This window comes from Qipengyuania huizhouensis, from assembly GCF_019711635.1.
GTDB lineage: Bacteria > Pseudomonadota > Alphaproteobacteria > Sphingomonadales > Sphingomonadaceae > Qipengyuania > Qipengyuania huizhouensis.
The window spans coordinates 1-26884 of record NZ_JAIGNT010000009.1 but is presented as its reverse complement, the minus strand read 5'-3'; the positions used below and the strand labels follow the sequence as shown (position 1 = coordinate 26884).

Annotated in this window: 30 protein-coding genes and 1 tRNA gene; 22 read left to right on the top strand and 9 right to left on the bottom strand. The window is 62.3% G+C overall.

Annotated features, from left to right (window positions below; genetic code table 11):
* Positions 1–6: 6 nt before the first annotated feature.
* Complete coding sequence (locus K3180_RS08935; RefSeq protein ID WP_221540097.1) at positions 7–723, bottom strand: pirin family protein; 717 nt, start codon at positions 721–723, stop codon at positions 7–9.
* Between the two features lie 106 nt (positions 724–829).
* Between K3180_RS08935 and K3180_RS08930 the strand changes: the two genes are divergently transcribed.
* Positions 830–1759 carry a LysR family transcriptional regulator gene (locus K3180_RS08930; RefSeq protein WP_221540095.1) on the top strand — a complete coding sequence of 310 codons (930 nt, stop codon included), beginning with the start codon at positions 830–832 and terminating at the stop codon, positions 1757–1759.
* Here the strand turns inward: K3180_RS08930 and K3180_RS08925 are convergent.
* Together K3180_RS08925 and K3180_RS12970 are read right to left on the bottom strand one after the other, a co-directional pair.
* Complete coding sequence (locus tag K3180_RS08925) at positions 1756–2835, bottom strand: branched-chain amino acid aminotransferase (RefSeq protein WP_221540094.1); 1080 nt, start codon at positions 2833–2835, stop codon at positions 1756–1758. The two genes, K3180_RS08930 and K3180_RS08925, sit on opposite strands and share 4 nt — an antisense overlap.
* A 401-nt stretch (positions 2836–3236) precedes the next feature.
* Positions 3237–3797, bottom strand: coding sequence for a hypothetical protein (locus K3180_RS12970; protein WP_282098553.1), 561 nt, complete (start codon positions 3795–3797; stop codon positions 3237–3239).
* Between the two features lie 49 nt (positions 3798–3846).
* On the opposite strand from K3180_RS12970, the gene K3180_RS08915 reads away from it, so the two are divergent.
* The 11 genes from K3180_RS08915 to K3180_RS08865 all read left to right on the top strand — a co-directional run bounded on the left by K3180_RS08915 (position 3847) and on the right by K3180_RS08865 (position 14622).
* Positions 3847–4584: a TlyA family RNA methyltransferase gene (locus K3180_RS08915; protein WP_221540093.1), complete on the top strand. Its 738-nt coding sequence runs from the start codon at positions 3847–3849 to the stop codon at positions 4582–4584.
* A 67-nt stretch (positions 4585–4651) separates the two neighbouring features.
* Positions 4652–6184: an acyl-CoA carboxylase subunit beta gene (locus tag K3180_RS08910; protein WP_221540092.1), complete on the top strand. Its 1533-nt coding sequence runs from the start codon at positions 4652–4654 to the stop codon at positions 6182–6184.
* Positions 6185–6193: 9 nt separating this feature from the next.
* Entirely contained in the window at positions 6194–6451 is a 258-nt protein-coding gene (locus K3180_RS08905; protein ID WP_221540091.1) for a hypothetical protein, read from the top strand.
* A gap of 160 nt (positions 6452–6611) precedes the next feature.
* On the top strand, positions 6612–7061 hold the full coding sequence (gene mce / locus K3180_RS08900) for a methylmalonyl-CoA epimerase (RefSeq protein ID WP_221540090.1): 450 nt from the start codon (positions 6612–6614) through the stop codon (positions 7059–7061).
* Between the two features lie 117 nt (positions 7062–7178).
* Complete coding sequence (gene scpA, locus K3180_RS08895; protein WP_221540089.1) at positions 7179–9341, top strand: methylmalonyl-CoA mutase; 2163 nt, start codon at positions 7179–7181, stop codon at positions 9339–9341.
* A complete protein-coding gene (locus K3180_RS08890; RefSeq protein ID WP_221540088.1) occupies positions 9338–9556 on the top strand; it encodes a hypothetical protein in 219 nt (72 codons plus the stop codon). The genes scpA and K3180_RS08890 overlap by 4 nt, the downstream gene beginning before the upstream one ends.
* The gene (gene bioB, locus K3180_RS08885) at positions 9553–10563 is read left to right on the top strand and encodes a biotin synthase BioB (RefSeq protein WP_221540085.1); all 1011 of its coding nucleotides are present in this window, start codon (positions 9553–9555) and stop codon (positions 10561–10563) included. Before K3180_RS08890 ends, bioB begins: the two co-directional genes overlap by 4 nt.
* A gap of 118 nt (positions 10564–10681) precedes the next feature.
* Positions 10682–11464 carry a heme-dependent oxidative N-demethylase family protein gene (locus tag K3180_RS08880; protein ID WP_221540217.1) on the top strand — a complete coding sequence of 261 codons (783 nt, stop codon included), beginning with the start codon at positions 10682–10684 and terminating at the stop codon, positions 11462–11464.
* Positions 11465–11599: 135 nt separating this feature from the next.
* On the top strand, positions 11600–12034 hold the full coding sequence (locus K3180_RS08875) for a hypothetical protein (protein ID WP_221540083.1): 435 nt from the start codon (positions 11600–11602) through the stop codon (positions 12032–12034).
* An 82-nt stretch (positions 12035–12116) separates the two neighbouring features.
* Entirely contained in the window at positions 12117–14183 is a 2067-nt protein-coding gene (locus tag K3180_RS08870) for an acetyl-CoA carboxylase biotin carboxylase subunit (protein ID WP_221540080.1), read from the top strand.
* Positions 14184–14364: 181 nt separating this feature from the next.
* Complete coding sequence (locus tag K3180_RS08865; RefSeq protein WP_221540078.1) at positions 14365–14622, top strand: hypothetical protein; 258 nt, start codon at positions 14365–14367, stop codon at positions 14620–14622.
* Here K3180_RS08865 and K3180_RS08860 read toward each other — a convergent pair.
* The 3 genes from K3180_RS08860 to K3180_RS08850 are packed head-to-tail and all read right to left on the bottom strand — an operon-like array spanning position 14619 to position 16776.
* On the bottom strand, positions 14619–15095 hold the full coding sequence (locus K3180_RS08860) for a GNAT family N-acetyltransferase (RefSeq protein ID WP_221540077.1): 477 nt from the start codon (positions 15093–15095) through the stop codon (positions 14619–14621). The two genes, K3180_RS08865 and K3180_RS08860, sit on opposite strands and share 4 nt — an antisense overlap.
* Positions 15096–15106: 11 nt before the next feature.
* Positions 15107–16216, bottom strand: a complete 1110-nt coding sequence (aroB, locus tag K3180_RS08855; RefSeq protein WP_221540074.1) for a 3-dehydroquinate synthase — start codon at positions 16214–16216, stop codon at positions 15107–15109.
* Positions 16207–16776 (bottom strand): shikimate kinase, encoded by a 570-nt coding sequence (locus tag K3180_RS08850; RefSeq protein WP_247710436.1) that lies wholly within the window; start codon positions 16774–16776, stop codon positions 16207–16209. The genes aroB and K3180_RS08850 overlap by 10 nt, the downstream gene beginning before the upstream one ends.
* Before the next feature lie 70 nt (positions 16777–16846).
* Here K3180_RS08850 and K3180_RS08845 point away from each other — a divergent pair, with 70 nt between their 5' ends.
* The 5 genes from K3180_RS08845 (at position 16847) to K3180_RS08825 (ending at position 22264) form a co-directional block, all read left to right on the top strand.
* On the top strand, positions 16847–16987 hold the full coding sequence (locus tag K3180_RS08845) for a hypothetical protein (protein ID WP_221540071.1): 141 nt from the start codon (positions 16847–16849) through the stop codon (positions 16985–16987).
* The gene (locus K3180_RS08840; protein ID WP_221540069.1) at positions 16984–18831 is read left to right on the top strand and encodes a hypothetical protein; all 1848 of its coding nucleotides are present in this window, start codon (positions 16984–16986) and stop codon (positions 18829–18831) included. Before K3180_RS08845 ends, K3180_RS08840 begins: the two co-directional genes overlap by 4 nt.
* Position 18832: 1 nt before the next feature.
* The gene (locus K3180_RS08835) at positions 18833–19711 is read left to right on the top strand and encodes a tyrosine recombinase (RefSeq protein WP_221540066.1); all 879 of its coding nucleotides are present in this window, start codon (positions 18833–18835) and stop codon (positions 19709–19711) included.
* Between the two features lie 10 nt (positions 19712–19721).
* Positions 19722–20666, top strand: a complete 945-nt coding sequence (locus tag K3180_RS08830) for an acetyl-CoA carboxylase carboxyltransferase subunit alpha (protein ID WP_221540064.1) — start codon at positions 19722–19724, stop codon at positions 20664–20666.
* A 119-nt stretch (positions 20667–20785) separates the two neighbouring features.
* Positions 20786–22264: a M48 family metalloprotease gene (locus tag K3180_RS08825; RefSeq protein WP_221540062.1), complete on the top strand. Its 1479-nt coding sequence runs from the start codon at positions 20786–20788 to the stop codon at positions 22262–22264.
* 92 nt (positions 22265–22356) lie between these two features.
* Here the strand turns inward: K3180_RS08825 and K3180_RS08820 are convergent, their stop codons facing one another.
* Positions 22357–22539, bottom strand: a complete 183-nt coding sequence (locus K3180_RS08820) for a Flp family type IVb pilin (RefSeq protein ID WP_221540061.1) — start codon at positions 22537–22539, stop codon at positions 22357–22359.
* 130 nt (positions 22540–22669) lie between these two features.
* Positions 22670–22885 carry a Flp family type IVb pilin gene (locus tag K3180_RS08815; protein ID WP_221540059.1) on the bottom strand — a complete coding sequence of 72 codons (216 nt, stop codon included), beginning with the start codon at positions 22883–22885 and terminating at the stop codon, positions 22670–22672.
* A 47-nt stretch (positions 22886–22932) separates the two neighbouring features.
* Here K3180_RS08815 and K3180_RS08810 point away from each other — a divergent pair, with 47 nt between their 5' ends.
* Positions 22933–23355 (top strand): (deoxy)nucleoside triphosphate pyrophosphohydrolase, encoded by a 423-nt coding sequence (locus tag K3180_RS08810; RefSeq protein ID WP_221540057.1) that lies wholly within the window; start codon positions 22933–22935, stop codon positions 23353–23355.
* A gap of 44 nt (positions 23356–23399) precedes the next feature.
* Positions 23400–23476 (top strand) — tRNA-Arg (locus K3180_RS08805).
* A 146-nt stretch (positions 23477–23622) separates the two neighbouring features.
* Here K3180_RS08805 and K3180_RS08800 read toward each other — a convergent pair.
* The gene (locus K3180_RS08800; RefSeq protein WP_221540055.1) at positions 23623–24021 is read right to left on the bottom strand and encodes a metallopeptidase family protein; all 399 of its coding nucleotides are present in this window, start codon (positions 24019–24021) and stop codon (positions 23623–23625) included.
* A gap of 92 nt (positions 24022–24113) precedes the next feature.
* Between K3180_RS08800 and K3180_RS08795 the strand changes: the two genes are divergently transcribed.
* From K3180_RS08795 to folE, 3 genes are read left to right on the top strand one after another with little or no spacing between them, the layout of a single operon-like run.
* Positions 24114–24605 (top strand): hemerythrin domain-containing protein, encoded by a 492-nt coding sequence (locus K3180_RS08795; protein WP_221540053.1) that lies wholly within the window; start codon positions 24114–24116, stop codon positions 24603–24605.
* Between the two features lie 2 nt (positions 24606–24607).
* Complete coding sequence (locus tag K3180_RS08790) at positions 24608–26170, top strand: phospholipase D-like domain-containing protein (protein ID WP_221540051.1); 1563 nt, start codon at positions 24608–24610, stop codon at positions 26168–26170.
* Positions 26167–26778: a GTP cyclohydrolase I FolE gene (gene folE / locus K3180_RS08785; protein WP_221540049.1), complete on the top strand. Its 612-nt coding sequence runs from the start codon at positions 26167–26169 to the stop codon at positions 26776–26778. Before K3180_RS08790 ends, folE begins: the two co-directional genes overlap by 4 nt.
* Positions 26779–26884: the final 106 nt, after the last annotated feature.

Below are 26884 nucleotides of genomic sequence, written 5' to 3'. Positions count from 1 at the left end.
TCCTGTTCAGGCCGCGTCGACGAGGACGAGTTCGCTGTCCTCGAGCGCGGTGATGGTGATGCTGTCTTCCTTGGTGATGGCCAGGCCATCGCGGGCCTTGGCTTCGATATCGCCCACACGGATGTTGCCGGTGGCGGGTACAAGATAGAGGTGCCGGTCGGCCTGCGCAGGCGTGTAGGTCACGCTTTCGCCTGCCTTGACGGTGGCCCCCAGAACACGGGCGTCGGTGCGAATGGGCAGGGCTCCGTCATCGCCAGAAACGTCGTCATTTGCGGCGCCGCTGGCGAGGGGGACGAACTGGCCTGCACGATCGCCCTTGGGGAACTTGCGTGCCCCCCAGCCGGGTTCTCCGCCGCGTTGGTCGGGGATGATCCAGATCTGGAACAGCGTGCATTCCTCGTCCTCGAGGTTGAATTCCGAATGTGCGACCCCGCGGCCCGCGCTCATCACCTGTACGTCGCCAGCTTCGGTGCGGCCTTCGTTGCCCATGCTGTCACGGTGCGTGATTGCACCGGTGCGGACATAGGTGATGATCTCCATGTCCTGGTGCGGGTGCGTGGGAAAACCGCTCTTCGGAGCGATCCTGTCGTCGTTCCAGACGCGCAGCGCGCCCCAGTTAACGCGGCTCGGATCGTGATATCCGGCGAAGGAAAAGTGGTGATGCGCATCGAGCCAGCCGTGGTTGGCGGAACCGATGCTTTCGAAAGGTCTGAGTTCGATCATTGGTCTATCTCCCGATGGGAAGGCTTCGTTGAACCAGGAGATAGGCCTTGCCGCGTGTTCCGATAACTGCGATAAAATACGGCAAGATGTTCAGGAAATCGGAACAATGAAACTAGGTGAGCCAAGCCTCGATCAGCTGCGTATTTTCCTCGCAGTGGCGGAAGAGGGCAGCTTCGGCGCCGCTGCGCGCAAGATGGGGCGGGCGGTGTCTGCTGTCAGCTACGGCATATCCCAGATGGAGAACCAACTCGGCGTGACACTGTTCGCGCGGGAAGGTTCGCGCAGACCAGTGCTGACCGAGGAGGGCAGGGGGCTGCTGGTAGAGGCGAAAGCCGTGGCCGACGGGATCGACCACCTGCTCGCCAAGACGCAGAGCCTCCATGCGGGGCTTGAAAGCGAAGTTTCGCTGGTCGTCGACGTCATGCTGCCTGGCGAAGTGACTGCAAGCGTGCTGCGCAATTTCCGCGAAATGTTTCCTACCGTCGCGCTGCGCCTGCAGGTGGAGGCATTGGGCGCGGTGGCCGCCTGCCTGCTCGATGGCGGCGCGGACCTCGCGATCGGCGGGCCGGTTCTTGCCGACCATGCCGAACTGGAACGCCAGGCGATCGGCATGGTCGAACTGGTCCCGGTGGCCGCGCCAGATCATCCACTTTCACGATCCGGTGTTACGCCGGGCGAAAGCCGCAAACACCTCCAGCTTGTTCTCTCGGATCGCTCCCCCTTGACCGAGGGCCGCGAATTCTCGGTCTTGTCGCCGCAAAGCTGGCGACTGGCCGATCTCGGCGCGAAACACGCTCTTTTGAAAGAAGGGATTGGGTGGGGTAATATGCCGCGTCACATGGTAAGCGGTGACCTGGTCGAGGGCCGGCTATGCCTGCTCGACCTGCCCGAAAAGCCGGGCGCAAATTACACGCTCAGCGCCCTGTGGCGCCGCGATGCGCGCCCCGGACCGGCGACGAGCTGGCTGATCGACGCAATCCGTGAACGGCTTGGTGCGTGCAGCGGGGTAGAGCCTTCGGTGAGCGGGGCAGCCTAGAGCTTCGTCACCCAGCCGTGCGTGTCCTCGACGGCGCCCTTCTGGATGCCGACCAGCTTTTCGCGGATCTTGTGGGTCATCTGCCCGGTTCCGCCGCTACCGATCGTGAACTCCCCGTCCGGGCCCAGCACGGTGCCGACGGGAGTGACGACCGCAGCCGTGCCGCAGGCCATCGTTTCGAGCAGCTTGCCGGTGGTCGCATCGGCGCGCCACTGGTCGATACTGTAGGGTTCCTCGCGCACTTGCAGGCCTTCCTCCCGCAGTAGCTGGATCAGGCTGTCGCGGGTTATGCCGGGCAGGATCGTGCCGGTCAGCGGCGGTGTGATGACGGTGCCATCGTCGAAGACGAAAAACAGGTTCATCCCGCCTAGTTCTTCGACCCACTTCTTCTCGACCGCATCAAGGAAAACCACCTGGTCGCAGCCATTCTCGATCCCTTCGGCCTGCGGGACGAGTGACGCGGCGTAATTTCCGCCGGTTTTGGCCGCACCCGTTCCGCCGGGTGCAGCACGAGTGTAGTTGCGGCTCACCCAGATCTTCACTGGCTTGGCGCCGCCCTTGAAATAGGGGCCGACGGGGCTGGCGATGAGGATGTATTTGTATTGCCGCGCCGGGCGCACGCCGAGGAAGGCTTCGGAAGCGAACATGAAGGGGCGCAGGTAGAGCGAGCCGTCCGGATCGGAAGGTACCCATTCGCGATCCTTCGCCACCAGCTGGCGGATCGATTCGAGGAACATTTCCTCGGGCAGGTCGGGCATCGCCATCCGCCGTGCACTCTCGTTGAAACGGCGCGCATTCTGTTCGGGGCGGAACAGCGCGAGGCTGTCGTCGGCCTGCTTGTAGGCCTTCATGCCTTCGAAGATTTCCTGGGCATAATGCAGCACAGCCGCTGCCGGATCGAGGCTGATATGCTCGCGCGGGCCGAGCGTCGCCTTGTGCCATCCGCCCTTATCGGCGTCGTAATCGATCACCACCATGTGGTCGGTGAAGAGCTTGCCGAAGCCGGGGTCCTGAAGCGCCTGCTGGCGTGTCTCGCCGGGGACGGGGGCGGGGTGGGGGAGGTGCTCGAAATCCATGTCCGCGCGGTTAATGGGAGAGCGCTTCGAGGGCAAGGTCTGGTTGCAAGCGTCCCGATCGAAAAAGGCCCGGGAAATCTCCCGAGCCACAAACACCAATTCTGACGTGGGAAAACTTTTTTACAAGCCTTGTTTTCAATCTCGAAACGACTCAAATTAGACCCAAGATCAGCGGCGAACGCGGTCTTGGGGCCCTTGATAAGGCTTCTAGCTCACTAGCGCGAAAGGAGGTGATCCGATGTCTCATGGTTCAGCAGAGAGGTCGGCAAGTTTCCGCGCGAGGTACTATCGGTAATACCCTACCCTTAGAGACCTCGTGAGCGGCACTTCCGCCGCTGACCATGCGAAGGCCAGTTCCACCTACGGGCGTGGAGCTGGCCTTCTCATTATCCGGGGGTCGTTCAACGGCAATCCTCGATGACCCGTGTCACCTCCGCCCATGCGGGTAGGTAAAGCGTTGGCGTGCCAGCGACTTCCACAGCGAACCGTCCCTTGGTCAGTGCCATCGCGTCCAGCAGCGGATCGCGTGCGGGAACGGTAACCGTGAGGTAAGGCAATTCGCCACCGGTCGGTTGGGCGTTGAGCGTGCGCTGCGCGGTTTCGGTCAATATGCGCATCGGGACGGTCGATGCGGCGTTACCCGCCCGCGAAAACGTGATCGAACGGGCAGAGCTGTCGCAGCGGATAGAGAACCGTGCATCGGTCTGCGCCTCTCCATAGAGTGCGACCGAACCGCCGGTTGCAGAGCGATAGGTCCAGTCCCCTGGTGTTCGCGCCGCATCTATCCAGTTTTCCGGCGCCGGGGCCGGCATCGGACTGGGTGCAGGGGCCGGAGGCGGCGACGTCTTAACCGGAGCGGGCGTGGGGGCCGGCGTCGAATCCGGCGCGGGCACGCAGCCTGCGGCGAACATGGCGCTCGACAGCAAGAGGGCACGGGCGATGGCATTATGCGAGACTTTCATGCCAGACTAATGCCCGCTAGGCGCTCTGGTTTCACGGAATAGGGCTCTCATGGCAAAGAAACGTCGCCTCGATAAGATGCTCGTCGACCGCGGACTGGTCGAAAGCCGCACCCGGGCGCAGGCATTGGTGATGGCAGGACTAGTCTTTTCGGGCGAGCAGAAGCTGGTGAAACCGGGGCAGCAACTGCCGGAGGACGCCCCACTTGATGTGCGCGGACGCGACCATCCCTGGGTCAGCCGCGGCGGCATAAAACTGGCACACGCCATCGAACATTTCCGGCTTGATCCCACCGGTGTCACGGCCATGGATATCGGCAGTTCGACCGGCGGCTTCACCGATGTGTTGCTGCAGGGCGGGGCGAAGCACGTCTTCGCAGTCGACAGTGGCACGAACCAGCTTGCCTGGAAGCTGCGGCAGGACGACCGCGTCACTGTTCTCGAACAGACCAGCGCAAGAATCCTCACAGCGGGAATGATTGATCGCCCGGTGTCCTGGATCGTCTGTGACGCGAGCTTCATCGGCCTCGCCAAGGTGCTCGAGCGTCCTTTCGAGCTGGCTGAACGTCATTGCCGTGTCGTTGCACTGATCAAGCCGCAGTTCGAGGTGGGGCGGGAAGAGGTCGGCAAGGGCGGCGTGGTCCGCGACCCAGCGCTCCATGCCCGCGTGTGCGAAGAGGTCCGCGAATGGATGGATGGGCTTGGCTTCGCAGTGCAAGGCATCGCCCGAAGCCCTATTACCGGCCCGGAAGGCAATGTCGAATTCCTGATATCCGCGTTGAGAGAATAGCAAGGCGCGATTGACCTTACGTCGCACTCCGCTCTAGGCGCACTGCAATCGTATCCACGGAGAGTCTATGTCCGCCAATATCGCCGAAATGGAACGCCGCCGCGAAGCCGCCTGGATGGGCGGCGGGCAGAAGCGGATCGACGCTCAGCACGCCAAGGGCAAGCTGACCGCCCGCGAACGGCTCGAAGTGCTGCTGGACGAAGACAGTTTCGAGGAGCTGGATCGTTATGTCGAGCACGATTGCGTCGATTTCGGCATGCAGGACCAGAAAATCCCCGGCGACGGCGTGGTTACCGGCAGCGGCACGATCAACGGCCGCCTCGTATATGTTTTCTCTCAGGATTTCACGGTCTTCGGAGGCTCTCTTTCCAAGCGGCATGCAGAGAAAATCTGCAAGGTGATGGACACCGCGATGAAGGTCGGCGCGCCGGTTATTGGTCTCAACGACAGTGGCGGCGCGCGCATTCAGGAAGGCGTGGCATCTCTCGGCGGCTATGCCGAGGTGTTCCAGCGCAATGTACTCGCCAGCGGCGTGATCCCGCAGATCAGCCTCATCATGGGGCCTTGCGCGGGCGGCGCGGTTTACTCGCCCGCCATGACCGATTTCATCTTCATGGTCGAGGACAGCAGTTACATGTTCGTCACCGGCCCCGACGTGGTGAAGACGGTCACCAACGAGGTCGTCACGCAGGAGGAACTGGGCGGGGCGAAGACGCACACCACCAAGACCTCCGTTGCCGACAACAGTTTCGAAAACGACATTGAAACGCTGCTCGCGACGCGCAATTTCTTCGATTACCTGCCGCTGTCGAACCGCGAAGATGTACCGGAGCGGCCGACCAGCGATGCGTGGGACCGCGAGGAGCCTAGCCTCGACACGCTGATTCCCGACAATGCCAACCAGCCTTACGACATGCACGAAGTCATCCGTAAGACGCTGGACGAGGGAGACTTCTTCGAAATCCAGCCGAACCACGCGGCCAACATCATCTGCGGTTTTGGCCGGGTGGAGGGACGCACGGTGGGCGTGGTGGCGAACCAGCCGATGGTGCTCGCCGGCGTGCTCGACATCAATTCGTCGAAGAAAGCCGCGCGCTTCGTGCGTTTCTGCGACGCGTTCGAAATCCCGATCCTGACCTTCGTCGACGTGCCCGGCTTCCTTCCCGGCACCAGCCAGGAGCATAACGGCATCATCAAGCACGGCGCGAAGCTGCTCTTCGCCTACGCCGAGGCGACAGTGCCCAAGATCACCGTGATCACCCGCAAGGCCTATGGCGGAGCCTATGATGTGATGGCCTCCAAGCACCTGCGCGGTGACCTCAACTACGCCTGGCCCACCGCCGAAATCGCAGTGATGGGCGCGAAGGGCGCGGTGGAAATCATCTTCCGCCAGGACCGCGACGATCCGGACAAGATCGCCGAGAAGACCAAGGAATACGAAGACCGCTTCGCCAATCCGTTCGTGGCGGCAAGCCGCGGCTATATCGACGAGGTGATCTACCCGCACTCGACGCGGAAGCGGATTGCGCTGGGGCTACGGAAGCTGCGGACCAAGCAGCTTGAGAACCCTTGGAAGAAGCATGATAACATTCCGTTATGAGGTGATGAGATGAGCTGGTGGGATGAGAAAGCTGCTGTCGAGCAGGCGAGGGTCATAGACCGGGAGCAGCAATTCGCTGGCATTGCGCAATACGAGGACGACGATATTCGGCGCTCAATTGTCCATCTGCGGCAGGACATGGTTTACCTGATTTCGTTGCATAGCGCGTTGAATAAGCAGGTTCAGACTAGCAACCGCAGACTCGTCATGCTGACTTGGCTAATCGCAGCCATCGCTGTGCTAATGGCATTGGGAGTGCTTCTATGAAATTCGGCCGTCTCAAACATATCGGCGTCGCCACGTCCTCAGTCTTTTCTCGTCACCCTGAACTTGTTTCAGGGTCCATCTCGCCGCGGGGACGGATGGTGAGAGGGGCTGGATGGATGCTGAAACAAGTTCAGCATGACGGATTGCGGGGAGGCGTTGCATGAGACTGGGACGGTTGAACCACATCGGCGTCGCCACGCCCTCGATCGAGGAATCGGTGCGCTATTACCGCGATGTCATGGGCGCCACCTCGTTTCACAAGCCCTTCGATCTCGAGGCGCAGGGGGTTAAGGTCTGCTTCGTCGACACGCCCGGTCTCGACGGGAACAACGGCACGCAGATCGAGCTGATCGAGCCGCTCGGCCCCGACAGCCCCATCGCGAAATTTCTCGAGAAGAATCCCGCCGGCGCGCAGCACCACGTCTGCTACGAAGTCGAGGATATCGAGGACGCGCGCAAATGGTTCGAGGAGCTGGGTAAACGCATTCTCGGCCCCACGCGCATCGGCGCGCATGGCACGCCGATCTTCTTCCTCCACCCCAAGGACATGATGGGGCAGCTGACCGAAATCATGGAAACGCCCAAGGACAATGCGCACTGGTCGAACTAGGCGCTGACCTCTCACCCCGTTCGTGCTGAGCCTGTCGAAGCACCGTCCTTCTTTGTGGACAACGGGACCGCTAGAAGCAAGGACTGCCCTTCGACAGGCTCAGGGCGAACGGATGTTATGGCTGAAGATAAGACCCCCACTTACGACGACTGGAAATCCCTCGCCGACAAGGAGGTGAAGGGCCGCGACCTCACCTGGCACACGCCCGAAGGGATCGACGTGAAGCCGCTCTATACCAGCGAGGATACCGCCGATCTCGAGCCCGGCGTGCCCGGCATCGCGCCGTTTACGCGCGGGCCCTATGCCTCGATGTACACTGGCCGGCCGTGGACCATCCGGCAGTATGCAGGCTTCTCCACCGCCGAGGAATCGAACGCTTTCTATCGCCGCAACCTTGCCGCAGGTCAGAAGGGCCTGTCGGTCGCCTTCGACCTCGCCACGCACCGCGGCTACGACAGCGACCACCCGCGCGTCGTCGGCGATGTCGGGAAGGCGGGCGTCGCGATCGACACCGTGCGCGACATGGAAATCCTGTTCGACCAGATCCCGCTCGACACGATGAGCGTCAGCATGACGATGAACGGCGCGGTGATCCCGGTGCTGGCATTCTACATCGTCGCGGCGGAGCGGCAGGGCGTGAGCCAGGACAAGCTTTCGGGGACCATCCAGAACGACATCCTCAAGGAGTTCATGGTCCGCAACACCTATATCTACCCGCCCGAACCGAGCATGCGGATCGTCTCCGACATCATCGCATATACGTCGGCCAACATGCCGAAATTCAACAGCATTTCGATCTCGGGCTATCACATGCACGAGGCCGGGGCGACGGCTGTGCAGGAACTCGCCTTCACCATTGCCGATGGCAAGGAATATGCGAAGCGCGCGATGGAAGCGGGCCTCGACATCGATGCCTTCGCGCCGCGCCTGTCCTTCTTCTGGGGCATCGGCATGAACTTCTTCATGGAGATCGCCAAGATGCGCGCGGCGCGTGCATTGTGGCACGATGTCATGGAAGAGCTGGGCGCGCAGAACCCCAAGTCGAAGATGCTCCGTACGCACTGCCAGACCAGCGGCGTCAGCTTGCAGGAGCAGGACCCCTACAACAACGTCATCCGCACCACGATCGAAGCGATGGCGGCGGTGCTCGGCGGCACGCAGTCGCTCCACACCAACGCGCTGGACGAAGCGATTGCGCTGCCGACCGATTTCAGCGCCCGCATCGCGCGCAACACCCAGCTGGTGATCCAGGAAGAGACCGGCATCACCAATGTCGCCGATCCGCTGGGCGGCAGCTACTACATAGAAAGCCTCACCGCCGCGCTGGTGGAACAGGCCAAGGCCATGCTCGATGAGGTCGAGGCGGCGGGCGGCATGACCGCATATGTCGCCAGCGGCAAACCCAAGGCAGCCATCGAAAGCGCCGCCGCCACCAAACAGGCCAGCGTCGACCGGGGCGAGACGGTGATCGTGGGCGTCAACAAGTACCGCCGCGACAAGGAAGACGATATCGACACGCTCGATATCGACAACCACGCCGTGCGCCAGAGCCAGATCGCGCGGCTGGAGAAGGTGCGCGCAGGCCGCGACGACATGGCTTGCCGTGCCGCGCTCGACGCGCTGGCTCGCGGAGCGGCGCAGCGTGACGGCAACCTGCTCGCTCTCGCGGTGGAGGCTGCCCGACACGATGCGACGCTGGGGGAAATCAGCCAGGCGATGGAAGACGCCTATGGCCGCTATAACACGCTGCCCACGCCCGTGCGCGGCATCTATTCCAAGGCCTATGCCGAGGATGATCGCTATGCCCAGGTGGTAGCAGGCGTGAAGGCGGTCGAGCGCCGCCTCGGTCGCGCGCCGAAGCTGATGGTCGCCAAGATGGGGCAGGACGGGCACGATCGCGGCGCGAACGTGATCGCCAGCGCTTTCGCCGACATGGGCTTCGAGGTCGTCTCCGGCCCGCTGTTCCAGACTCCCGCCGAAACGCGCGACATGGCGCTGGAGAATGCCGTCGATGCCATCGGGGCATCGTCGCTGGCTGCCGGACACAAGACGCTGATCCCCGAATTGATCGGACTGCTGAGAGAGGCCGGTCGCAGCGACATCAAGGTCATCGCCGGAGGCGTGATTCCGCAGAAGGATTACGACTTCCTGCGCGATGCCGGGGTGCAGGGCATCTACGGCCCGGGCAGCAACGTGGTCGAATGCGCGGCGGACGTGCTTCGCTTGCTCGGCCACAATATGCCGCCCGCGGGCGAGGATTCGGACGAGGCGGCGGCGTGAGCTCCGGCGTCCGATTGCTCGTCGCGGTCTTAGGGTCGTTTGTTTATTGGCTATTGGCAATAATCGCGCTGTTCGTGATTTTGCTGCCGTGCGGAATGGGGCCTGACGCGAATTGCGATATGGCCTCTCCACTGACTTTTTGGCTGGCAGTTATCGGCTTCGTGCTCATTTACGTCGCGCTGCTGTTGCGGCTCAAGAACTGGAAGAAAAATTGACCCAAATCCGCACCGACTGGACCCGCGAGGAAATCGCGGACCTCTTTGACCTTCCCTTCACCGAGCTGCTTTTCCAAGCCGCCACCGTCCATCGCGAGTTCCATCCGCCCGAGCAGGTCCAGCTCTGCACGCTCTTGAGCATCAAGACCGGCGGCTGCCCCGAGGATTGCGGCTATTGTTCGCAGTCGGTGAAGGCGGACTCCGGCGTCGAGGCGACCAAGCTGATGGAGGTGCAATCGGTCCTGCAGCGCGCCGCGCAGGCGAAGGATGCGGGCAGCCAGCGGTTCTGCATGGGTGCCGCATGGCGCAATCCCAAGGACCGCGACATGCCCGCGATCGTCGAGATCGTGAAGGGCGTGCGCGCCATGGGTCTCGAGACCTGCATGACTCTGGGTATGCTGACGCCGAAACAGGCCGACATACTCAAGGAAGCGGGGCTCGATTATTACAACCACAATGTCGACACCGGCCCCGAATATTACGAGCGTGTGATCTCCAGCCGCAAGTACGAGGACCGGCTCGACACCCTTCAGAACGTGCGCGATGCGGGTATTAACGTGTGCAGCGGCGGGATCGTCGGCATGGGCGAAACGCGCAGCGACAGGGTGGGTTTCGTCCACACGCTCGCCACGCTTGAACGCCATCCCGAAAGCGTGCCGGTCAATGCGCTGGTACCGGTTAAGGGCACGGTGCTGGGCGACATGCTGGCCGATACGCCGCTCGCCAAGATCGACGATATCGAATTCGTCCGCACGGTGGCGGTGGCGCGCATCTGTATGCCGATGAGCATGGTGCGGCTGAGCGCGGGCCGCGAAAGCATGTCCGAAGCCACGCAGGCACTGTGCTTCATGGCGGGCGCGAACTCGATCTTCACCGGCGACAAGCTGCTCACCGCGCCTAACGCGGGCGATGATAGCGATGCGGCACTGTTCGCGAAGCTCGGGTTGACGCCGCTGGAGCAGGAAGAGCCGATGCGGGCCTGCAAGGTGGCGGAGCCGGCGGAGTGAACAACCGTCTCCATCCGTTCGCCCTGAGCCTGTCGAAGGGCCGTACTTTCTTCAAGCGCCGCGCTTGTCGATTGGAAGGACGGTGCTTCGACAAGCTCAGCACGAACGGAATGGGGGGATAGTGCTCGGCTTCTCCGTCGACGAACTGCTGCCAAAGGCGCGTGGCGGGGGCGTGCTCAAGATGGGGCTCGCCAAGCTGGACGAGAGCGACTGGCTCCAGCCCGATCCCGACCTTGCCGTGCGCGCCGAGGGCTTCGCTGCCTATCCCGAAGGCGTCCAGCTATTGCCCGAGGTCGAGGCACCCGGCGCAGAGCTGGCTGCCATGCTCGGCATCTCCGGCAGCCTGCCCGAAGCGGCGGCTGCCCATCACGAGGATATGTGCCTGCTCACCCTTCGCCCGGGCGACGAGCAATACCGGCTAATCGGCGCGGCGGTGGCCTGGCCATCAGACTGGGAGCCTGCCGCAAAGCTGGGCCTGCCGCTTCGCGCGCTGCATGCCCCGATCCAGGGCTATGAGGAGCAGCTCGGCAGCGGCGTCGACAATTTCATGGCGAAGCTGAAGCCCGGCGCGATCTACGGGCGCTGCAACTGGTTCATCGCTGCTACGGGGGAGCGCCGCTGGGTGGCCGAGCCGCCCGAGCGGGCCTTCGCCCATGTCACGCCCGAAAACGCGGGCGAAACGTTGTTCGTCCGCTCCGAACGCCAGACCCTGAGCCGTCTGCCCGAAACCGGCGCGGTCCTCTTCACCATCGGCATCTATGTCGCTCCGCTGGGCAAGCTATCGAAACAGAACATTGCGCGACTCGCGGAGGCCATGCCCCGTCTGCTGGACGGTGAAGGCGACCGCCGCGGCGCGGATTTCTACGCCCAGGCCCTGACTAGATATTCGGCAAGCCTCTGAACCGGAACCGGAATCCGGAAGGCTTGACAGGCCAATGAAACAGGCCTCCCATGCGCGGCGCTGGGGGTACATCAGCATTATCAAAAATCGGATCGCTTCTTAGGGTCGTATTCCTGTTTCAGGGGAGAAGACTGCATGAAGAAGTTACTTTTGACCGTTGCCGCAATCGGCATGGGAATGTCCGCCGCATCCGCACCGACCGCCGCCAGCGCGCAGGAAATGCGCGAGGTCGACTGGTACAATATCAGCATGATTAAGTGGAAGTCCGGCAAGGGCGAACGCGCGCACGAAATCATCGAGATGTTCGAAAAGGTCGACGAAGCACTGGGCCGGGACGACGTGATCGATTTTCACATGCAGACGGGCGAGTGGCATTCGATCGTCGCCTTCAAGATGAAGGACGGACCTGCCGCAATGGCGTGGAAGGAAAATCCTTACGAGAAGGAATGGGAGGCCGAATTCATCAAGCAGGTCGGCGGCGAGGACAAGGCCAAGGCGCTGTGGGCGGAATTCAACGATACCATTCTGGAGGAGCAACGCCACATCGGCCATATCGACGTGGGCGAATGATGCTGCCAGCATAACTTGATACCGGGCCTCCGCTGCGGCATGGGCGTTGCAACACGCTTTTTGACCGCCTCCGGAGGCCCATTTGTTTTCCAAGATCCTGATCGCCAACCGCGGTGAAATCGCCTGCCGCGTCATCAAGACGGCACGCCGCATGGGCATCCAGACCGTGGCGGTCTATTCCGATGCCGATGCCCGAGCGCCCTTTGTGAAAATGGCGGATGAGGCGGTGCATATCGGCCCTGCCGCTGCTGCGGAGAGCTATCTGGTTGCCGACAAGATAATCGCTGCCTGCAAGCAGACCGGGGCCGAAGCGGTGCATCCAGGGTACGGCTTCCTGTCCGAACGCGCGAGCTTCGTGGAAGCGCTGGCAGCCGAAAATATCACGTTCATCGGTCCGCCTGCGGGTGCCATCGCCGCGATGGGCGACAAGATCGAGAGCAAGAAGCTGGCGAAGGAAGCGGGCGTCAATGTCGTCCCCGGTTTCGTCGGCGAAATCCGCGATACAGACCATGCGGTCGAGATCTCGGGCGACATCGGCTATCCGGTGATGATGAAGGCCAGTGCAGGTGGCGGCGGCAAGGGCATGCGACTTGCGTGGAGCGAAAAGGACGTTCGCGAAGGTTTCGAGGCGACCAAGCGCGAAGGCCTCAATTCCTTCGGCGACGACCGCGTCTTCATCGAGAAATTCATCGAGAACCCGCGCCATATCGAGATCCAGATCCTCGGCGACAAGCATGGCAACGTGATTTACCTCAACGAGCGCGAATGCAGCATCCAGCGCCGCCACCAGAAGGTGGTGGAAGAGGCGCCTTCGCCTTTTGTGACACCCAAGATGCGAAAGGCCATGGGCGAGCAGTGCGTCGCCCTGTCCAAGGCGGTGAATTACCATAGCGCCGGGACGGTCGAACTGATCGTCTCGGGCGCGGACCCCACGGGCGAGAGCTTCTACTTCCTCGAAATGAACACCCGCCTGCAGGTGGAACATCCGGTAACCGAGGCGATTACCGGCGTCGACCTGGTCGAGCAGATGATCCGCGTTGCGGCGGGCGAAAAGCTCGAAATCACGCAGGAAGACGTGAAAATCGACGGCTGGGCGATCGAAAACCGTGTCTATGCCGAAGACCCCTATCGCGGCTTCCTGCCTTCGACCGGCCGCCTGGTGCGTTATCAGCCGCCGGTAGAACCCTGGGCCGACGACGGAGCGGCGAATGGAAGGCGCGGCGTCGATGGAATCCGTGTCGATGATGGCGTCTTCGAAGGCGGCGAGGTGTCGATGTTCTACGACCCCATGATCGCCAAGCTGGTCACTTGGGGCGACACGCGCGATGAGGCAGCAGACCTGCAGGTCGCTGCGCTCGATGCCTTTCGCATCGAGGGGCTGGGCCACAATGTCGATTTCCTCAGTGCGATCATGCAGCATGAGCGCTTCCGTTCGGGCGAGCTGACCACCGGTTTCATCGCCGAGGAGTATCCCGAAGGTTTCGAAGGCGCCCCGGCAAGCGGTGATCTTACCCGCGTGCTGGCGGCAGTGGGCGGCGTGATCGCCACCGCCGATGCCGACCGTGCTCGGCGGATCGAAGGCCAGCTGTCGGACGATCTCTACGCTCCCGGCGACTGGACCATCCGCATCGGCGAGCGTGAGGACGGCTCGACCAGCCACGATGTTCGGCTCGAAGAGGACGCGCTTACCGTCGATGGCGAGCAGGTCACTATCGAGATGCAGTACACGCCCGGCGAAAGCATGATCGATGTCGCGCTCTACGGCGATGATACGGGTGAGGATGCCGAACCGCTCGACGTCTATACGATCCAGCTGAAGCCCACGCGCACCGGCTATGCCATGACCACGCGTGGTGCCACCCACAACCTACGTATCCTCCAGACACGCATCGCCCATCTCGCCAGCCACATGATCGAGAAGGAACCGCCCGATCTTTCCAAGATGCTGATCTGTCCCATGCCCGGTCTGCTGGTGAAGCTCCATGTGGCGGAGGGCGAGGAAGTCCAGCCCGGCCAGCCGCTCGCCACGATCGAGGCGATGAAGATGGAGAACATCCTGCGCGCAGAGAAGCAGGCAGTGGTCGCCAGGATCAATACCGCCGAAGGGGACTCCCTGGCGGTCGATGAGGTCATTCTCGAACTCGAATAGGCGTCAGCGGCGTTCCGTTTATGAAATATCTGCGCAACAGCTTGCGCGGTTGCATAGCTGAATCTTGCGAATTTGAACCTGTCCGGGACCTTCTAGGTAAACGCGCTTTTAACGACTCGCCTCTGCGGAGATACTGATAGCCTTCGAGTCGCATGTTGAACGGACATGCAGGAGCAATCGGATGGCACACAGGGGAACAGGGTTTTTCGATACGCGGGGGCACTATTTCAAAACCCCCGAAGAGGCGACAGTCAGCGACCTCGCCAGCATTTTGGGCAAGATCGGGGATGGCGAAAGTCTCGCGCCGGGTATCGCACATATGTTGCTCGAACGCCGGAGCGAGATCGAGCGGCTGTTTGCCGAACATGATGCGATGCTGGCCGAATACCAACCAGTCGGCGCTGAAAAGGTCACGCGGCTTCAGTCGCTCGCAAGCTAAGACCCCTCACGGGGCGCTTGCAGGTCGAGGTGGTAGCACTGGTTGTGGGAGCCGTTCGCATAGTCTGCGAAGGCCTCTCCGCGGGCAAAGCCGTGACGTTCGTACAGGGTTATGGCGGGGAGGAATTCCACGCTCGTCCCCGTTTCGAGGCTCAACCGGAGAAAGCCTTCGTTTCGCGACAGCGCAATCAATCCCTCGAGGATCGCCCGCGCGGCGCCCTTGCCTAGATGTGTGGGCAGCGTGCGCATCGACTTCAGTTCCGCCGACTGCTCGTCCAGCCGTTTCAGGGCACCTATGGCGATCAGCGTGTCGCCTTCCCATGCTCCAAGAACGGTGATTTCCGGACCCGATAGCCCCGACAGGTCCAGTGCATAGCTGGTCCCCGGCGGCGACATTTCCTCCATATCCTGCTGGTGGAAGGCGATCAGCGCGCGGACCTCTTCGTCATCGAGTGATGCTTCACGGATTTCCATGATCGCGCTTCTCAATGCACCTGCAATTGTTCGTCGAGAAATGCCGCCACGTCGGCAAGCTCGACGTCGCGCGCCAGATAGGCCTCGCCAATCCCGCGCAGCAGGATGAAGGGGAGGGTGCCTGCATCCATTTTCTTGTCGTGGAGCATGTGATCGGCAAGTCTCCGGCCGGTGCTCTGGAGGCCAAGGGCGGAAATCTCTGCGGGAAGGCCCGCAGCATCGACGCAGCGGGTCACGCGCTCTGCCTCGTCCAGCGATATTTCGCCGCGCCGCGCCGAGTAGCGCGCCGCAAGCACCATCCCCAGCGCCACCGCTTCGCCATGCAGCAGCCGGTCGGAAAATCCCGTTTCGGCCTCGAGCGCGTGCCCGAAAGTATGTCCGAGGTTGAGCAGCGCGCGCGCACCGCCGGTTTCGCGTTCGTCCTGCGCGACTATGCGTGCCTTGGCGCCCACACTGGTCGCGACCGCCTGTTCCAGCGCATCGGCATCGAGAGCCAGCACACGTTCGCCGTGCTCCTCCAGCCAGCCGAAGAAATCGGCATCGCCCAGCACACCATATTTGAGCACTTCGGCATAGCCTGCGCGCAGCTCACGCGCAGGTAGAGTGGACAAGCTGCCGAGGTCCGCCAGCACCAGCGACGGCTGGTGGAAGGCGCCGACGAGATTCTTGCCCGCCGCCGTATTGATCGCGGTCTTGCCGCCGACCGAACTGTCGACCTGGGCGAGGAGCGTGGTGGGCAGCTGCACGAAACCGCAGCCGCGCTTGAGGATGGCGCAGGCAAAACCGGTGAGGTCGCCCACAACACCGCCACCCAGCGCAAGGACATGGTCGCCCCGCTCCACGCCTTCGGCCAGCAACCAGTCGGTCAGCTTCGCCAGGCTTTCCCAGCTTTTCGAACCTTCGCCGGGCTCGACCTCGTACCAGTGCGGCTCCTTCCCTGACGCCGACAGGGAACGCTCGATGGCTGCGCCCCAATGCGCTTTCGCATTGGCATCGGCAACGATCGGCACCCGGGTCTTGCGCAGGAATGGCGCGGCCTCGCTGGCGATATCGGCCAGCAATCCGCGCCCTATGCGCACCTCATAGCTGCGCCCTGCCAGTTCGACCGGTATCAGCGCCATGCGGCAAGTTCCTCCAGGATACGGTTGACCGTCGCCTCGTGCGGGCCATTGTCCGTGACGACATGGATTTGCGCCTGCGCGTAGGCCGGGCTGCGATTTTCCTTGAGGCTGCGCAGGATGGCGCGCGGATCACCGCTCTTGAGGAGCGGGCGCGTATCCTTGCGCGACGTTCGTTCGACCAATGTATCGAGTTCGCAATCGAGCCAGATGGCAATGCCCTTTTCCAGCACAAGCGCCCGGGTCTCGTCATCCACGAAAGCTCCGCCGCCGGTGGCGATCACGCCATGACCTTCTTCCATCAACCGGGCGATCACCCGCCGTTCCCCGTCGCGGAAATAGGCCTCTCCGTGGGCTTCGAATATCTCGGAAACGCTGCGGTCGGCTGCACGCTCGATCTCTTCGTCGGCATCGACGAAACTGCGGCCCAGCGCATTCGCCAGCCGGCGTCCGATCGTCGTCTTGCCTACACCCATGAGGCCGACGAGCACCAGCGGTCGGTCGATCCGCCCTGCCGAAGCGGCGAGCCCCCCGTTGCCGGTCATAGAGTGCGCGTTGCTCATTGCCGCTCGGCCTATAGATGCGCTAGGGCGCGGGCAAGCCATCGGATTATTGCACGAGGATACGAAAAACTTGGCCGTCAAACGTTCAGGCATTCTGTGGGTCGGATTGCTGGTAATCGTCGGAATCCTCATCGCCGCATGGATCGACGGAGGTGAGGAGCCCTTGCGGACTATCAGCCAGCCGGTGGAAATTCCGGAGGGCACGCTATGACGCGCGGCATTTTGCTGGCGGGCGCGGCGCTCGCGCTATCTTCCACGGTGGTCCTCGCCCAGCGCTCGCCCGAAAGCATCCTGCCGCCGGGTTTCGATACTCCTGCGCCCAGTCCTTCGCCGACACCCACACCGGCTCCGGCTCCGGCTCCAGCGCCTGCGTCCTCACCCGTGCCAGCCGCCCCTGCCGGAAGCGGCGAGGTGGTACAGCCGTTGCCGGTCGAATCCGATCCCATCGAAGCCACGGATGTCGAACTGTCAGACATTCCCTCCGTCGCCGAACTCGAGGCGATGACCACCGAGGAACTGGACGAACTCTTCGGCCTGAAACCGCGCTATGACATTCCGCCCGCTGCCCGCCGCGCCACCACCGAAATCGGCGTGATCGGACCTCGCGAAGGCGGGTTCCCTACCGGTTCTCTCGCGCGCCAGCCGGCTTCGATTGTGCGGGCCGCGCTCGGTGCGACCGAAGGGCCGATGATCTCCCGCTGGGGGCATATTCTCCTCCGGCGTGCGCTGGCCAGCCGTCTCAACGCGCCCGCGGGCATGGATCCGGTCGAATTCGCGGCGCTCCGGGCGAGCACGCTGAATACCATGGGCGAACATGCTGCAGCGCGCGCCTTGGTGCAGGATGTCGATACGGCGGAATATAGCGGTGCGCTGACCAACGCGGCCCTCGGCGCGTATCTCGGCACGGCGGATATCGTCGGCGCATGTCCCGTCGTTCGCCTCGAAGGCGTCGATGGCGAGGGCCTTCAGTGGTCGATGTTCGAAGGCATCTGTGCCGCCTACGCTGGCGAATCGTCCTCCGCCCAGAACGATCTGCGCCGCTTGCTGAACCAGACCGAGGAAGACCGGATCGATGTGCTGCTGGCGCAGCGTTTTGCCGGGGCCGCCGGGCAGGGGCGCCGGGCAGTGACCATCGAATGGGACGGCATCAATCAGATGAACCCCTGGCGCTTTGCACTCGCGAACGCCTTGGGAGAGCCGATTCCCGAAGGCCTGTCAGAAACGCTCGATCCCTATTATCTGAAATCCTCCGCGCTCATCCCTGCGCTGCCGGTTCGCCAGAGGTTGCGCGGCGCGGAAGTTGCCGCAGCCTCGGGTATTCTTTCGTCCAAGGCGATGGTCGATCTCTATTCGCAGCTTTACGCCCAGCGCGGGCAAGAGGCCGAAGGGGCCGGGCTGACCACGGCCACGCGCCTGCGCGACGCCTATGTCGATCCTTCGCCCGCAGCCCGGCTGGCTGCGATCAAGGATGTCTGGGGCGGAGACAATGCGGATTATGGGCGCATGGTCCTGACCGCTTATGCAGCCGCGCGTCTCACGCCTAGCGACGACTTCGCAGAGGACGCCGGTCGCCTCATCGCCTCCATGCTGACTGCCGGACTTGAACGCGATGCGCTGCGATGGACTGACGTGGTCGATGAAGGTTCGCTCGGTTGGGCGCTGCTCGCATTGGCCGACCCCGATGGCGGCGAAGTTTCCGATGGCGCGCTCGATGGTTTCGTCGATGACGACGATTCGTCGAACAAGCGGAAATCCCGCATGTTGCTTGCCGGGCTCGCAGGGCTCGGTCGGACCGGTTCCGGAAATGTCGGCGAATACAGTGACCGCCTCGGCGTGAACCTTTCGGCGCCGACCGCCTGGACGGTGATGATCGACAAGGCGGCACAGGCCGACAATCCGGCGCTGGTCGCAATCCTCGCGGGATTGGGGATGCAGGGCACCGGCTGGGAACAGATGACATCCCGCCATCTCTATCACATCGTGTCGGCCCTCAATCGCGTGGGGCTCGAAGCAGAGGCCCGGATGATCGCCGCGGAGGCGGTCGCGCGCGCCTAGCGTGAGCGGGATCGACGATTTCCTCGCCATGCTCGCTGCAGAGCGTGGAGCAGCGCGAAACACGCTGCTCGCCTACGGGCGGGACCTTGCCCAGGCGGAAGAAATGCTGGGCGCGAAACTGGCCGAAGCGTCACCTGCACAATTGGCGAAACTGGCACAGGGCTGGTCATCGCTGGCGCCTTCCACGGTGGCGCGCAAGGTTTCGGCGCTTCGCCAGTTCTTCGGGTTTCTGGTGGACGAGGGCGAACGGGAGGACGATCCGACCCATGCCCTGCCACGCCCGGTGCCGCGCAGGCCATTGCCGAAGATTCTAACCCACGCGCAGGTCGAGGCATTGTTCCTCCGCGCCGAAGACGAGGCTGCGAGCGACCGTCCCGATGCCGTGCGCCTGCTCGTAATGCTAGAGCTTCTCTACGGCTCGGGCCTGCGCGCGACCGAGCTGGTCTCGCTCCCCTTGTCGGCCGTCCCCCGGGACGAACCTTTCCTGACCGTGACCGGGAAGGGCGGGCAGGCCCGGCTGGTCCCCGTCAGCAGACGGGCGCGGCACGCGCTCGGACGATGGCTGGCGATCCGTCCATCGGGTTCACGCTACCTGTTCCCATCGCGCAACAGCCACCTGACGCGCATCCGTCTCTACCAGTTGCTGAAGCAGCTGGCAGTGCGTGCCGACCTGCCGCCCGAAAAGCTGAGCCCGCATGTGCTGCGCCACGCCTTCGCCACGCACCTGCTCGAGGGAGGGGCGGATTTACGCGCCTTGCAGACGCTGCTCGGCCATGCCGATATTGCCACCACGCAGATATACACCCATGTCGATGCTTCACGGTTGGTGAAGCTGGTCAATGAGCGTCACCCGCTTGCACAGCTGCGCCGCAGCGACTAGCGGACTTGCGATGATTTCCTATCTTGAATTCGAAAAGCCGGTCGCCGAACTCGAACAGCGCATTGCCGAACTGCGGGCAGCTTCCGAAGGCGACGAAGTCGATATCTCTAACGAGCTGAAAAGGCTCGAGGCGAAGAGCGCTGCGCTGCTCGAAAGCACCTACGAATCGCTGACACCGTGGCAGAAGACGCAAGTCGCGCGGCATCCATCGCGCCCGCATTTTCGCGATTATGTCGAGCATGCTTTCGAAGAATTCATGCCACTGGGCGGGGACCGTGCCTTCGGCGAAGACGAAGCGATCATGGGCGGCTTTGCGAAGCTGAATGGCCGCAAGGTCGTGCTGATCGGGCACGAAAAGGGGAACGATACCGCCAGCCGTATCCGGCACAATTTCGGCATGGGCAAACCCGAAGGCTATCGCAAGGCGATCAGGCTGATGGAACTGGCCGGGCGTTTCGGCCTGCCGGTCGTCACGCTGGTCGATACTTCGGGGGCATTCCCCGGGGTTGAGGCCGAAGAGCGCGGACAGGCCGAGGCAATCGCCCGGTCGACCGAAGCCTGCCTTGCCTTGCCAGTCCCGATGGTGGCGAGCATCGTGGGCGAGGGCGGCTCGGGCGGCGCAGTCGCGCTGGCAAGTGCCGAACGCGTACTGATGTTCGAACACGCCGTTTACTCGGTTATCTCTCCCGAAGGCTGCGCCTCCATCCTCTGGCGTACGGCCGAAAAGGCACCCGATGCTGCCGAAGCGATGAAGATCACCGCCCAGAACCTCGAAAAGCTCGGCGTGATCGACCGTATCGTGAAAGAGCCCGTCGGCGGTGCCCATCGCGATCCGCGGGCAGCGGCCAAGGCACTTGGCGATGCAATCGGCGAAGAACTCGATATGTTGTCGCGCAACTCCGGCGATGAGCTGAAGCGGATGCGCGAGGAACGTTTCCTGCAGATCGCAGGCTGAACATCGGCAGACAGGCGACGGGAACAAGCGTTCGCCCGCCAAGTTTCTCCTTCCATAGACAGAACTTACGGGCGTGAGGGCATTTGTCCGTGCGTCTGCAAAAAGGGGAGCTTACCTAAATGCCCAGCTTCAAGTCATTCGCCACCGCCTCGACCGCCACGCTATCGCTTGCTCTCGGGGGCTGTGCCGCCCTGCCCGGGGGCGGAAATATACCCGGCGCATCGGAACCGATCACGCAGAGCGAAGCCCAGATCGGCGCGGAAGCGCACCCGCAGCTGCTCGCGGAATTCGGTGGCGCGATGACCGGCCCGCAGGCACAATATGTCGAGCAGGTCGGCCAGAATATCGCCGTCCAGTCCGGTCTCGGCAATGCGCGATCAAGCTTTACGGTAAGTCTCGTCAACAGCCCGGTAAACAACGCCTTCGCGATTCCCGGCGGGTATGTTTACACCACGCGCCAGCTCGTTGCGCTGATGAACAACGAGGCGGAACTGGCGGGCGTGCTCGGCCACGAAGTCGCCCACGTGGCGCTGCGGCATTCGCAGCGCCGACAGCAGACTGCCACGCAGAATCAACTACTCGGTGTTGGTGCGGCGATCCTTTCCAGCGTGCTGCTCGGCAGCAACCCGCTTGGTCAGCAAATCGGCCAGGCCGCACTGCAAGGCTCGCAGATGCTGACGCTGAAGTTTTCCCGCAGCCAGGAACTCGAGGCTGATGTAAAAGGCATCGAGTATCTCAACTCCGCCGGCTACGATCCTCGTGCGATGTCGACAGTGCTCGCCAGCCTGGCCGCACAGAATGCGCTCGATGCGCGGCTTCAAGGTCGCGACGATGCGCGGATGCCCGAATGGGCGTCGACCCACCCCGATCCCGCCAGCCGGGTGCAATCCGCCCTCAGCCGGGCACAGGGTATGACCGGGGTGACCAATCGTGACACGTTCCTTAGCCGGATCGACGGGCTGACCTATGGCGACGATCCCGCACAGGGTATCGTCGAGGGCCGCCAGTTTATTCATCCGGATCTGCGCCTGTCTTTCCAGGCACCGCAAGGCTTCTACATGGTCAATGGCACCACTGCCGTGACCGTCAACGGCCAGGGCGGCAAAGCCCAGTTTACGATGGCCCAGTATAACGGCAATTTGCAGACCTATGTGAACAGCGTCTTTGCGGGCCTGAGCCAGCAGCAACAGATCCGTCCGGCGAATATCCAGACGACGACGGTGAACGGCCTGCCGGCCGCTTATGGTACTGCGCGCGTCAACGGCAGCAGCGGGCAGGTTGACGTGACGGTCTTCGCCTATGAATTCTCGAACGACCGGGCTTATCATTTCCTCGCGATTACCCCGGCCGGCCGGGCCAGTACGTTCAACCAGATGTTCGCTTCCATGCGCCGCATCACGCCGCAGGAAGCTGCAAATGTGGTGCCGCGCGTTCTGGATGTCGTGACGGTGCAGCGCGGCGACACCGTAAGCTCGCTTGCCCGCCGCATGGCCTATTCGGATGCGCAGGAGGAACGCTTCCGTGTCCTCAACGGTCTGTCATCGGGCCAGGGCGTCAGCGCCGGACAGAAGGTCAAGATCGTGGTGCGGGGAAGGTAATATCACACACTGTTCGTCGCGAATTGTAGGCGAATAAGAGAAAAGGCGGCGAGGTTTCCCCCGCCGCCTTTCTTTTTGGCTAGGCCAGCCGATCAGACGCTGGCGTTGTTCGCAGCCGACATCGTGCTCGAAACAGTTTCGAAGGTTTCGGTAAGCTCGGTGCCCAGAGCGCCCATGGCGGTCATGGCAGCGACGGCGATCAGTGCAGCGATCAGGCCGTATTCGATAGCGGTTGCACCTTCTTCGTTCTGGCGCAGCTTTTTGATGAACTTCATGTGTAGTCTCCTGGTTCAGTCTTCGGTACCCGACTCTCGCCGCGTCCAGACGGCTTGAGCTATCCTCGTTCTGACGCAGACTGGTTGACAATTCGTAACCAGATCAGCGCAATTCTTGACCAAATGGGAATTAAACTCCCGCCGACTGGACTTTCGAAGAAATGTTGTTCCACATTTCAATCGTCTCTTGTCCGAAGGCTTCGACTGCTCCCATTATCGCGAAGAAAATCAGCGCGAGGATCAGCCCGTATTCGACAGCGGTGGCGCCGGTTTCATCGCGTTCCAGTCTTTTCAGAAATTGGACCACTCGACTTGCCCCCAATGTCAATTCGTAGCTGACACTCATTGGGTAATCCGGCAGGTCTTAAGAAAAAGTTGCGAGGCAGGATCGTTTTGGAAAATAATCCGACATGGACACCCGTTGTCGCGCTTGCTCTTGGCGATGCCGAAGGGCGCTGGCTGATGCACAAGCGCCCGAAGCACAAGCATCACGGCGGGCTCTGGGAATTCCCGGGCGGGAAGGTCGAAACCGGCGAAACGCCTGTAAATGCGCTGGTCCGCGAAATTCGCGAGGAGCTCGATATAGCCCTAGAGGCGGATCTCCTGACGCCCGCGACATTCGCCCAGGAAGAGGGTGCGGCCCATGAATGCCCGATTGTCATTCTTCTTTACACATGCCGCCAGCCCGGCTGCGAGCCCCGGGCGATGGAAGGGGGGACGATCGGCTGGTTTACTCCGCGACAGATCGAAGCTCTCGACAAGCCGCCGCTCGACCGTGAGCTGGTGCAATCTCTCTTTGCAAAAATGCCGGATTAGGTGTTGCCAAGGGCGGAGCACCTGCCTATGTGCCGCCCTCCAACGCGCCAGTAGCTCAGCTGGATAGAGTACCTGACTACGAATCAGGCGGTCGGAGGTTCGAATCCTTCCTGGCGCGCCATTAAAGGCCATCCCTTGCAAAAGGGGTGGCCTTTAATGGTTCTGCCGTATGGAAAGTTCGAAATTCGGAATCGAAGCCGTGCTGTGGCGGAGAGGGGGGGGCGCGAAGCGACCGGCCCAATCCTTCCCCTTTCCAAAGCGCAAACCCTAGTCCGCACTTTGTTCCAGCGCGTGCATGTCCTCGTCGCTGAATCCGAAATGATGCCCGGCCTCGTGGATCACGACGTGCCGCACCAGATCGTCCATCCGCACGCCGGTTTCGCGCCATTCGGCGATCAGCGGTTCGCGAAACAGCCAGATCCGGGCGGGCATGCGGTGGCTCTGCCAGATCGACCGGTCGGGCAGCGCCTCCCCTTCGTAAAGCCCGCTCAACTCCCATTTGTCGTCGAGGTCCACAGCCGCCAGTTGTTCCGGCGTCGCGAAATCCTCCACCCGCAGTACGATGTCCCCCATCTGCGCGCGGAATTCGTCCGGTAGCGAAGCCACGACCGCCTCGGCCATCTGCTGCATCTGCGCCGGGGTGGGGCCGTCTTTCGAGTGCATCATGCCGGGGATATGAGCTTATCTGCACCTCGCTTCAAGAACAGCGGAACCCGGCGAGCCCCTGCCTGTTCTCAATGCAAAGGAGAACAGCATCAATGACCGACTCTCGGGAAATCTTCGATCGACTGAAGCAGGATCATGACAGGCATCGCGCCCTGCTCGACAAGTTGCTTGAAACGAGCGGCGACAGCGGCGAGCGCAAATCCCTGTTCGAAGAACTGACGAAGGAACTCAAGAGCCACGCTTCGGCCGAAGAGCAGGCGCTTTATTCGACCATGCTGCGCAAGCCGCCTACCACGGACGAAACGCGGCATTCGGTGGCCGAGCATCACGAGATCGAGGAAGCGCTGAACGATCTTGCCGCAACCGATATGTCCGAAGGCGGATGGCTGACGAAGTTCAAGACCTTCGACCACGACTATCGTCACCATATCGACGAGGAGGAGCAAGACCACTTCCCCGATTTCGCCAAACATCTGACCGAAGAAGACATGGAGCACATGCGCTCGGTCTTCGAGCGACGCAAGAAAGAGGAGAAATCCGAGGCGGAGATCACTCCCGAAAAGAAAGAGGATGCCAAGGAATAGGCATGCTGGAGGAGGGGGCCGAAAAGCCGGGCGAGGAAACGCCCAATCCGGAACGGGTATCCCGTCTTGAGGACGGCGAATCGTCCAGCGTCTGGCGTTATGCGAAGGTGGAGCGCGCAGCGGTACTGATCGACGCGGCGGATTATTTCGCCGCCATGCAGGCCGCGATGCTGAACGCGCGCCACCGCATATTCCTGATCGGCTGGGATTTCGACACGCGCATCCACCTGGCAGAAGGGCGGCGCTGGTGGCAGCGAAGCTACTCGGACAAATACCCCGTACGTCTTGGCAGCTTCATCGGCTGGCTGGTGCGGCATCGGCCGACGCTTGAAGTCCGCATCCTGAAATGGAGCTTCGGGATTTTCAAATTCGTGGTGCGCGGATCGATGTGGTGGGATCTCGTGCGCTGGGCCCGCCATCGCCGGATCGACTTCAAGTTCGACAGCGCCCACCCGACCGGATGCAGCCATCACCAGAAAATTGCCGTCCTCGACAACCGGCTTGCGGTGTGCGGCGGGATCGACATGACGATAAAGCGCTGGGACACGCGCGATCACAAGGAAACGGACGAACATCGCACTACGCCGAACGGTCACGAATACGGACCCTGGCACGATGCATCCATGATGATGGAAGGCGAAATCGCCGACGCGTTGAGCGATCTGGGGCGCGATCGGTGGATCCGCGCCGGAGGCACGCCGCTCGTGCCGATCCAGGCGCGTGAGGACAGTCTGTGGCCCGATGGCCTGAAAGCAGACTTCGAGAATGTGGAAATCGGCATAGCGCGCACACGCGCAGCCTATCGCGACTGGGAAGCGGTCAGGGAGATCGAGCACCTGTTCGTCGAACACATCAGGCGCGCAAGGAAGTTCATTTATGCCGAAAGCCAGTACTTCGCCTCGCGCGCCATATGCGAGGCCATCTGCGAAAGGATGACCGAGGATGACCCGCCGGAAATCGTTATCGTGCATCCCCGCAATGCCGACGGCTGGCTGGAACAGCAGGCGATGGATCATGCGCGCGCAGAATTCGTAAGGAGCATATCCGAAGCCGATCACAAGGGCCGGTTCGGCATCTGGAACCCTTACACGGGCACGACGCCGATCTACGTCCATGCCAAGATAATGATCGTCGACGACCGGATATTCCGCATCGGGTCGGCAAACATGAACAACCGTTCGATGGGGCTGGACAGCGAATGCGACGTGTTTGTCGACTGCGATCGCGAAGGCAATGAGCATGCCTCCGCGGCGATCGAGAAGATCCGCCTGTCCTTGCTGGCCGAACATTGCGGGCTGGACGAAGGCGAGATCGGCGGATTGCTCGAACGGTACGGTTCGATGGCGGCCGTCATCGATCATTCGATTACCGAGGACGGGCGCAACCTCCTCCGCTATCATCCACCGGAGCTCAATGGCGCCGAAGAAAAGCTCGCCGAAAGCGGATTGCTCGACCCCGAACATCCGGATGATATGTTCGAGCCGTTTGCAAAGGGTGGTCTTTTCCGCAAGGGATCCCGCCTCGAGCGCTTTCGCTCCAGGTTCAGGAGGAAAAACGGCAAGTGAGTAGCCTTGTAGGACCCGATGAGGACGATCCCCGCGGCAAACCGCCCGTGCCGCAGCACGTTCAGGATGCAATCCGTACCCTGATCGAATGGACGGGGGACGACCCGACCCGTGAAGGCCTTCTCGATACGCCCCAGCGCGTCGCGCGTGCGTGGAAGGAATATTGCGTCGGTTATGACGAGGATCCCGCCGTGCACCTGGACCGTGTGTTCGAGGAAGTCGGCGGGTACAACGAGATAGTTCTTCTGAAAGACATCCCGTTCCAGTCGCATTGCGAACACCACATGGCGCCGATCATCGGCAAGGCGGCGATCGCCTATCTGCCGAATGACCGGGTGGTGGGTATTTCGAAACTGGCCCGCGTGCTCCACGGTTTTGCCCGGCGCCTGCAGGTGCAGGAACGGCTGACCGCCGAAGTGGCCGATTGCATCTGGGAACATCTCAAGCCGCAGGGCGTGGCCGTGGTCATCGATGCCCAACACAGCTGCATGACCGCCCGCGGCGTGCGCACGCCCGGCGTCGGCATGGTCACCAGCCGCATGATGGGCACCTTCCTCGACGATCCGCGCAGCCGCGAGGAAGTGCTCAAACTGATGGGCTACGGCTGAAAAGGCGGGGCGCGGGGCCGATTGCGGACTGTCCGCTAACGACGCCTGTGTGGACGGCTCTCCGTTGGCAAGGGATAATTTGAACTGAGCTTAGCTTGTTGAGGCG

Bases quoted from the DNA above. Each gene is read 5' to 3' on its own strand.
- K3180_RS08865 (WP_221540078.1), top strand. From the start codon at position 14,365: ATGGCACACAGGGGAACAGGGTTTTTCGATACGCGGGGGCACTATTTC.
- K3180_RS08915 (WP_221540093.1), top strand. From the start codon at position 3,847: ATGGCAAAGAAACGTCGCCTCGATAAGATGCTCGTCGACCGCGGACTG.
- K3180_RS08800 (WP_221540055.1), bottom strand. From the start codon at position 24,021: ATGATGCACTCGAAAGACGGCCCCACCCCGGCGCAGATGCAGCAGATG.
- K3180_RS08840 (WP_221540069.1), top strand. From the start codon at position 16,984: ATGACGCGCGGCATTTTGCTGGCGGGCGCGGCGCTCGCGCTATCTTCC.
- K3180_RS08925 (WP_221540094.1), bottom strand. From the start codon at position 2,835: ATGGATTTCGAGCACCTCCCCCACCCCGCCCCCGTCCCCGGCGAGACA.
- K3180_RS08790 (WP_221540051.1), top strand. From the start codon at position 24,608: ATGCTGGAGGAGGGGGCCGAAAAGCCGGGCGAGGAAACGCCCAATCCG.
- K3180_RS08830 (WP_221540064.1), top strand. From the start codon at position 19,722: ATGATTTCCTATCTTGAATTCGAAAAGCCGGTCGCCGAACTCGAACAG.
- K3180_RS08850 (WP_247710436.1), bottom strand. From the start codon at position 16,776: ATGAGCAACGCGCACTCTATGACCGGCAACGGGGGGCTCGCCGCTTCG.
- K3180_RS08815 (WP_221540059.1), bottom strand. From the start codon at position 22,885: ATGAGTGTCAGCTACGAATTGACATTGGGGGCAAGTCGAGTGGTCCAA.
- K3180_RS08825 (WP_221540062.1), top strand. From the start codon at position 20,786: ATGCCCAGCTTCAAGTCATTCGCCACCGCCTCGACCGCCACGCTATCG.
- K3180_RS08795 (WP_221540053.1), top strand. From the start codon at position 24,114: ATGACCGACTCTCGGGAAATCTTCGATCGACTGAAGCAGGATCATGAC.
- aroB (WP_221540074.1), bottom strand. From the start codon at position 16,216: ATGGCGCTGATACCGGTCGAACTGGCAGGGCGCAGCTATGAGGTGCGC.
- scpA (WP_221540089.1), top strand. From the start codon at position 7,179: ATGGCTGAAGATAAGACCCCCACTTACGACGACTGGAAATCCCTCGCC.
- K3180_RS08935 (WP_221540097.1), bottom strand. From the start codon at position 723: ATGATCGAACTCAGACCTTTCGAAAGCATCGGTTCCGCCAACCACGGC.
- K3180_RS08820 (WP_221540061.1), bottom strand. From the start codon at position 22,539: ATGAAGTTCATCAAAAAGCTGCGCCAGAACGAAGAAGGTGCAACCGCT.
- K3180_RS08875 (WP_221540083.1), top strand. From the start codon at position 11,600: ATGAAGAAGTTACTTTTGACCGTTGCCGCAATCGGCATGGGAATGTCC.
- K3180_RS08930 (WP_221540095.1), top strand. From the start codon at position 830: ATGAAACTAGGTGAGCCAAGCCTCGATCAGCTGCGTATTTTCCTCGCA.
- K3180_RS08860 (WP_221540077.1), bottom strand. From the start codon at position 15,095: ATGGAAATCCGTGAAGCATCACTCGATGACGAAGAGGTCCGCGCGCTG.
- K3180_RS08910 (WP_221540092.1), top strand. From the start codon at position 4,652: ATGTCCGCCAATATCGCCGAAATGGAACGCCGCCGCGAAGCCGCCTGG.
- K3180_RS12970 (WP_282098553.1), bottom strand. From the start codon at position 3,797: ATGAAAGTCTCGCATAATGCCATCGCCCGTGCCCTCTTGCTGTCGAGC.
- K3180_RS08905 (WP_221540091.1), top strand. From the start codon at position 6,194: ATGAGCTGGTGGGATGAGAAAGCTGCTGTCGAGCAGGCGAGGGTCATA.
- mce (WP_221540090.1), top strand. From the start codon at position 6,612: ATGAGACTGGGACGGTTGAACCACATCGGCGTCGCCACGCCCTCGATC.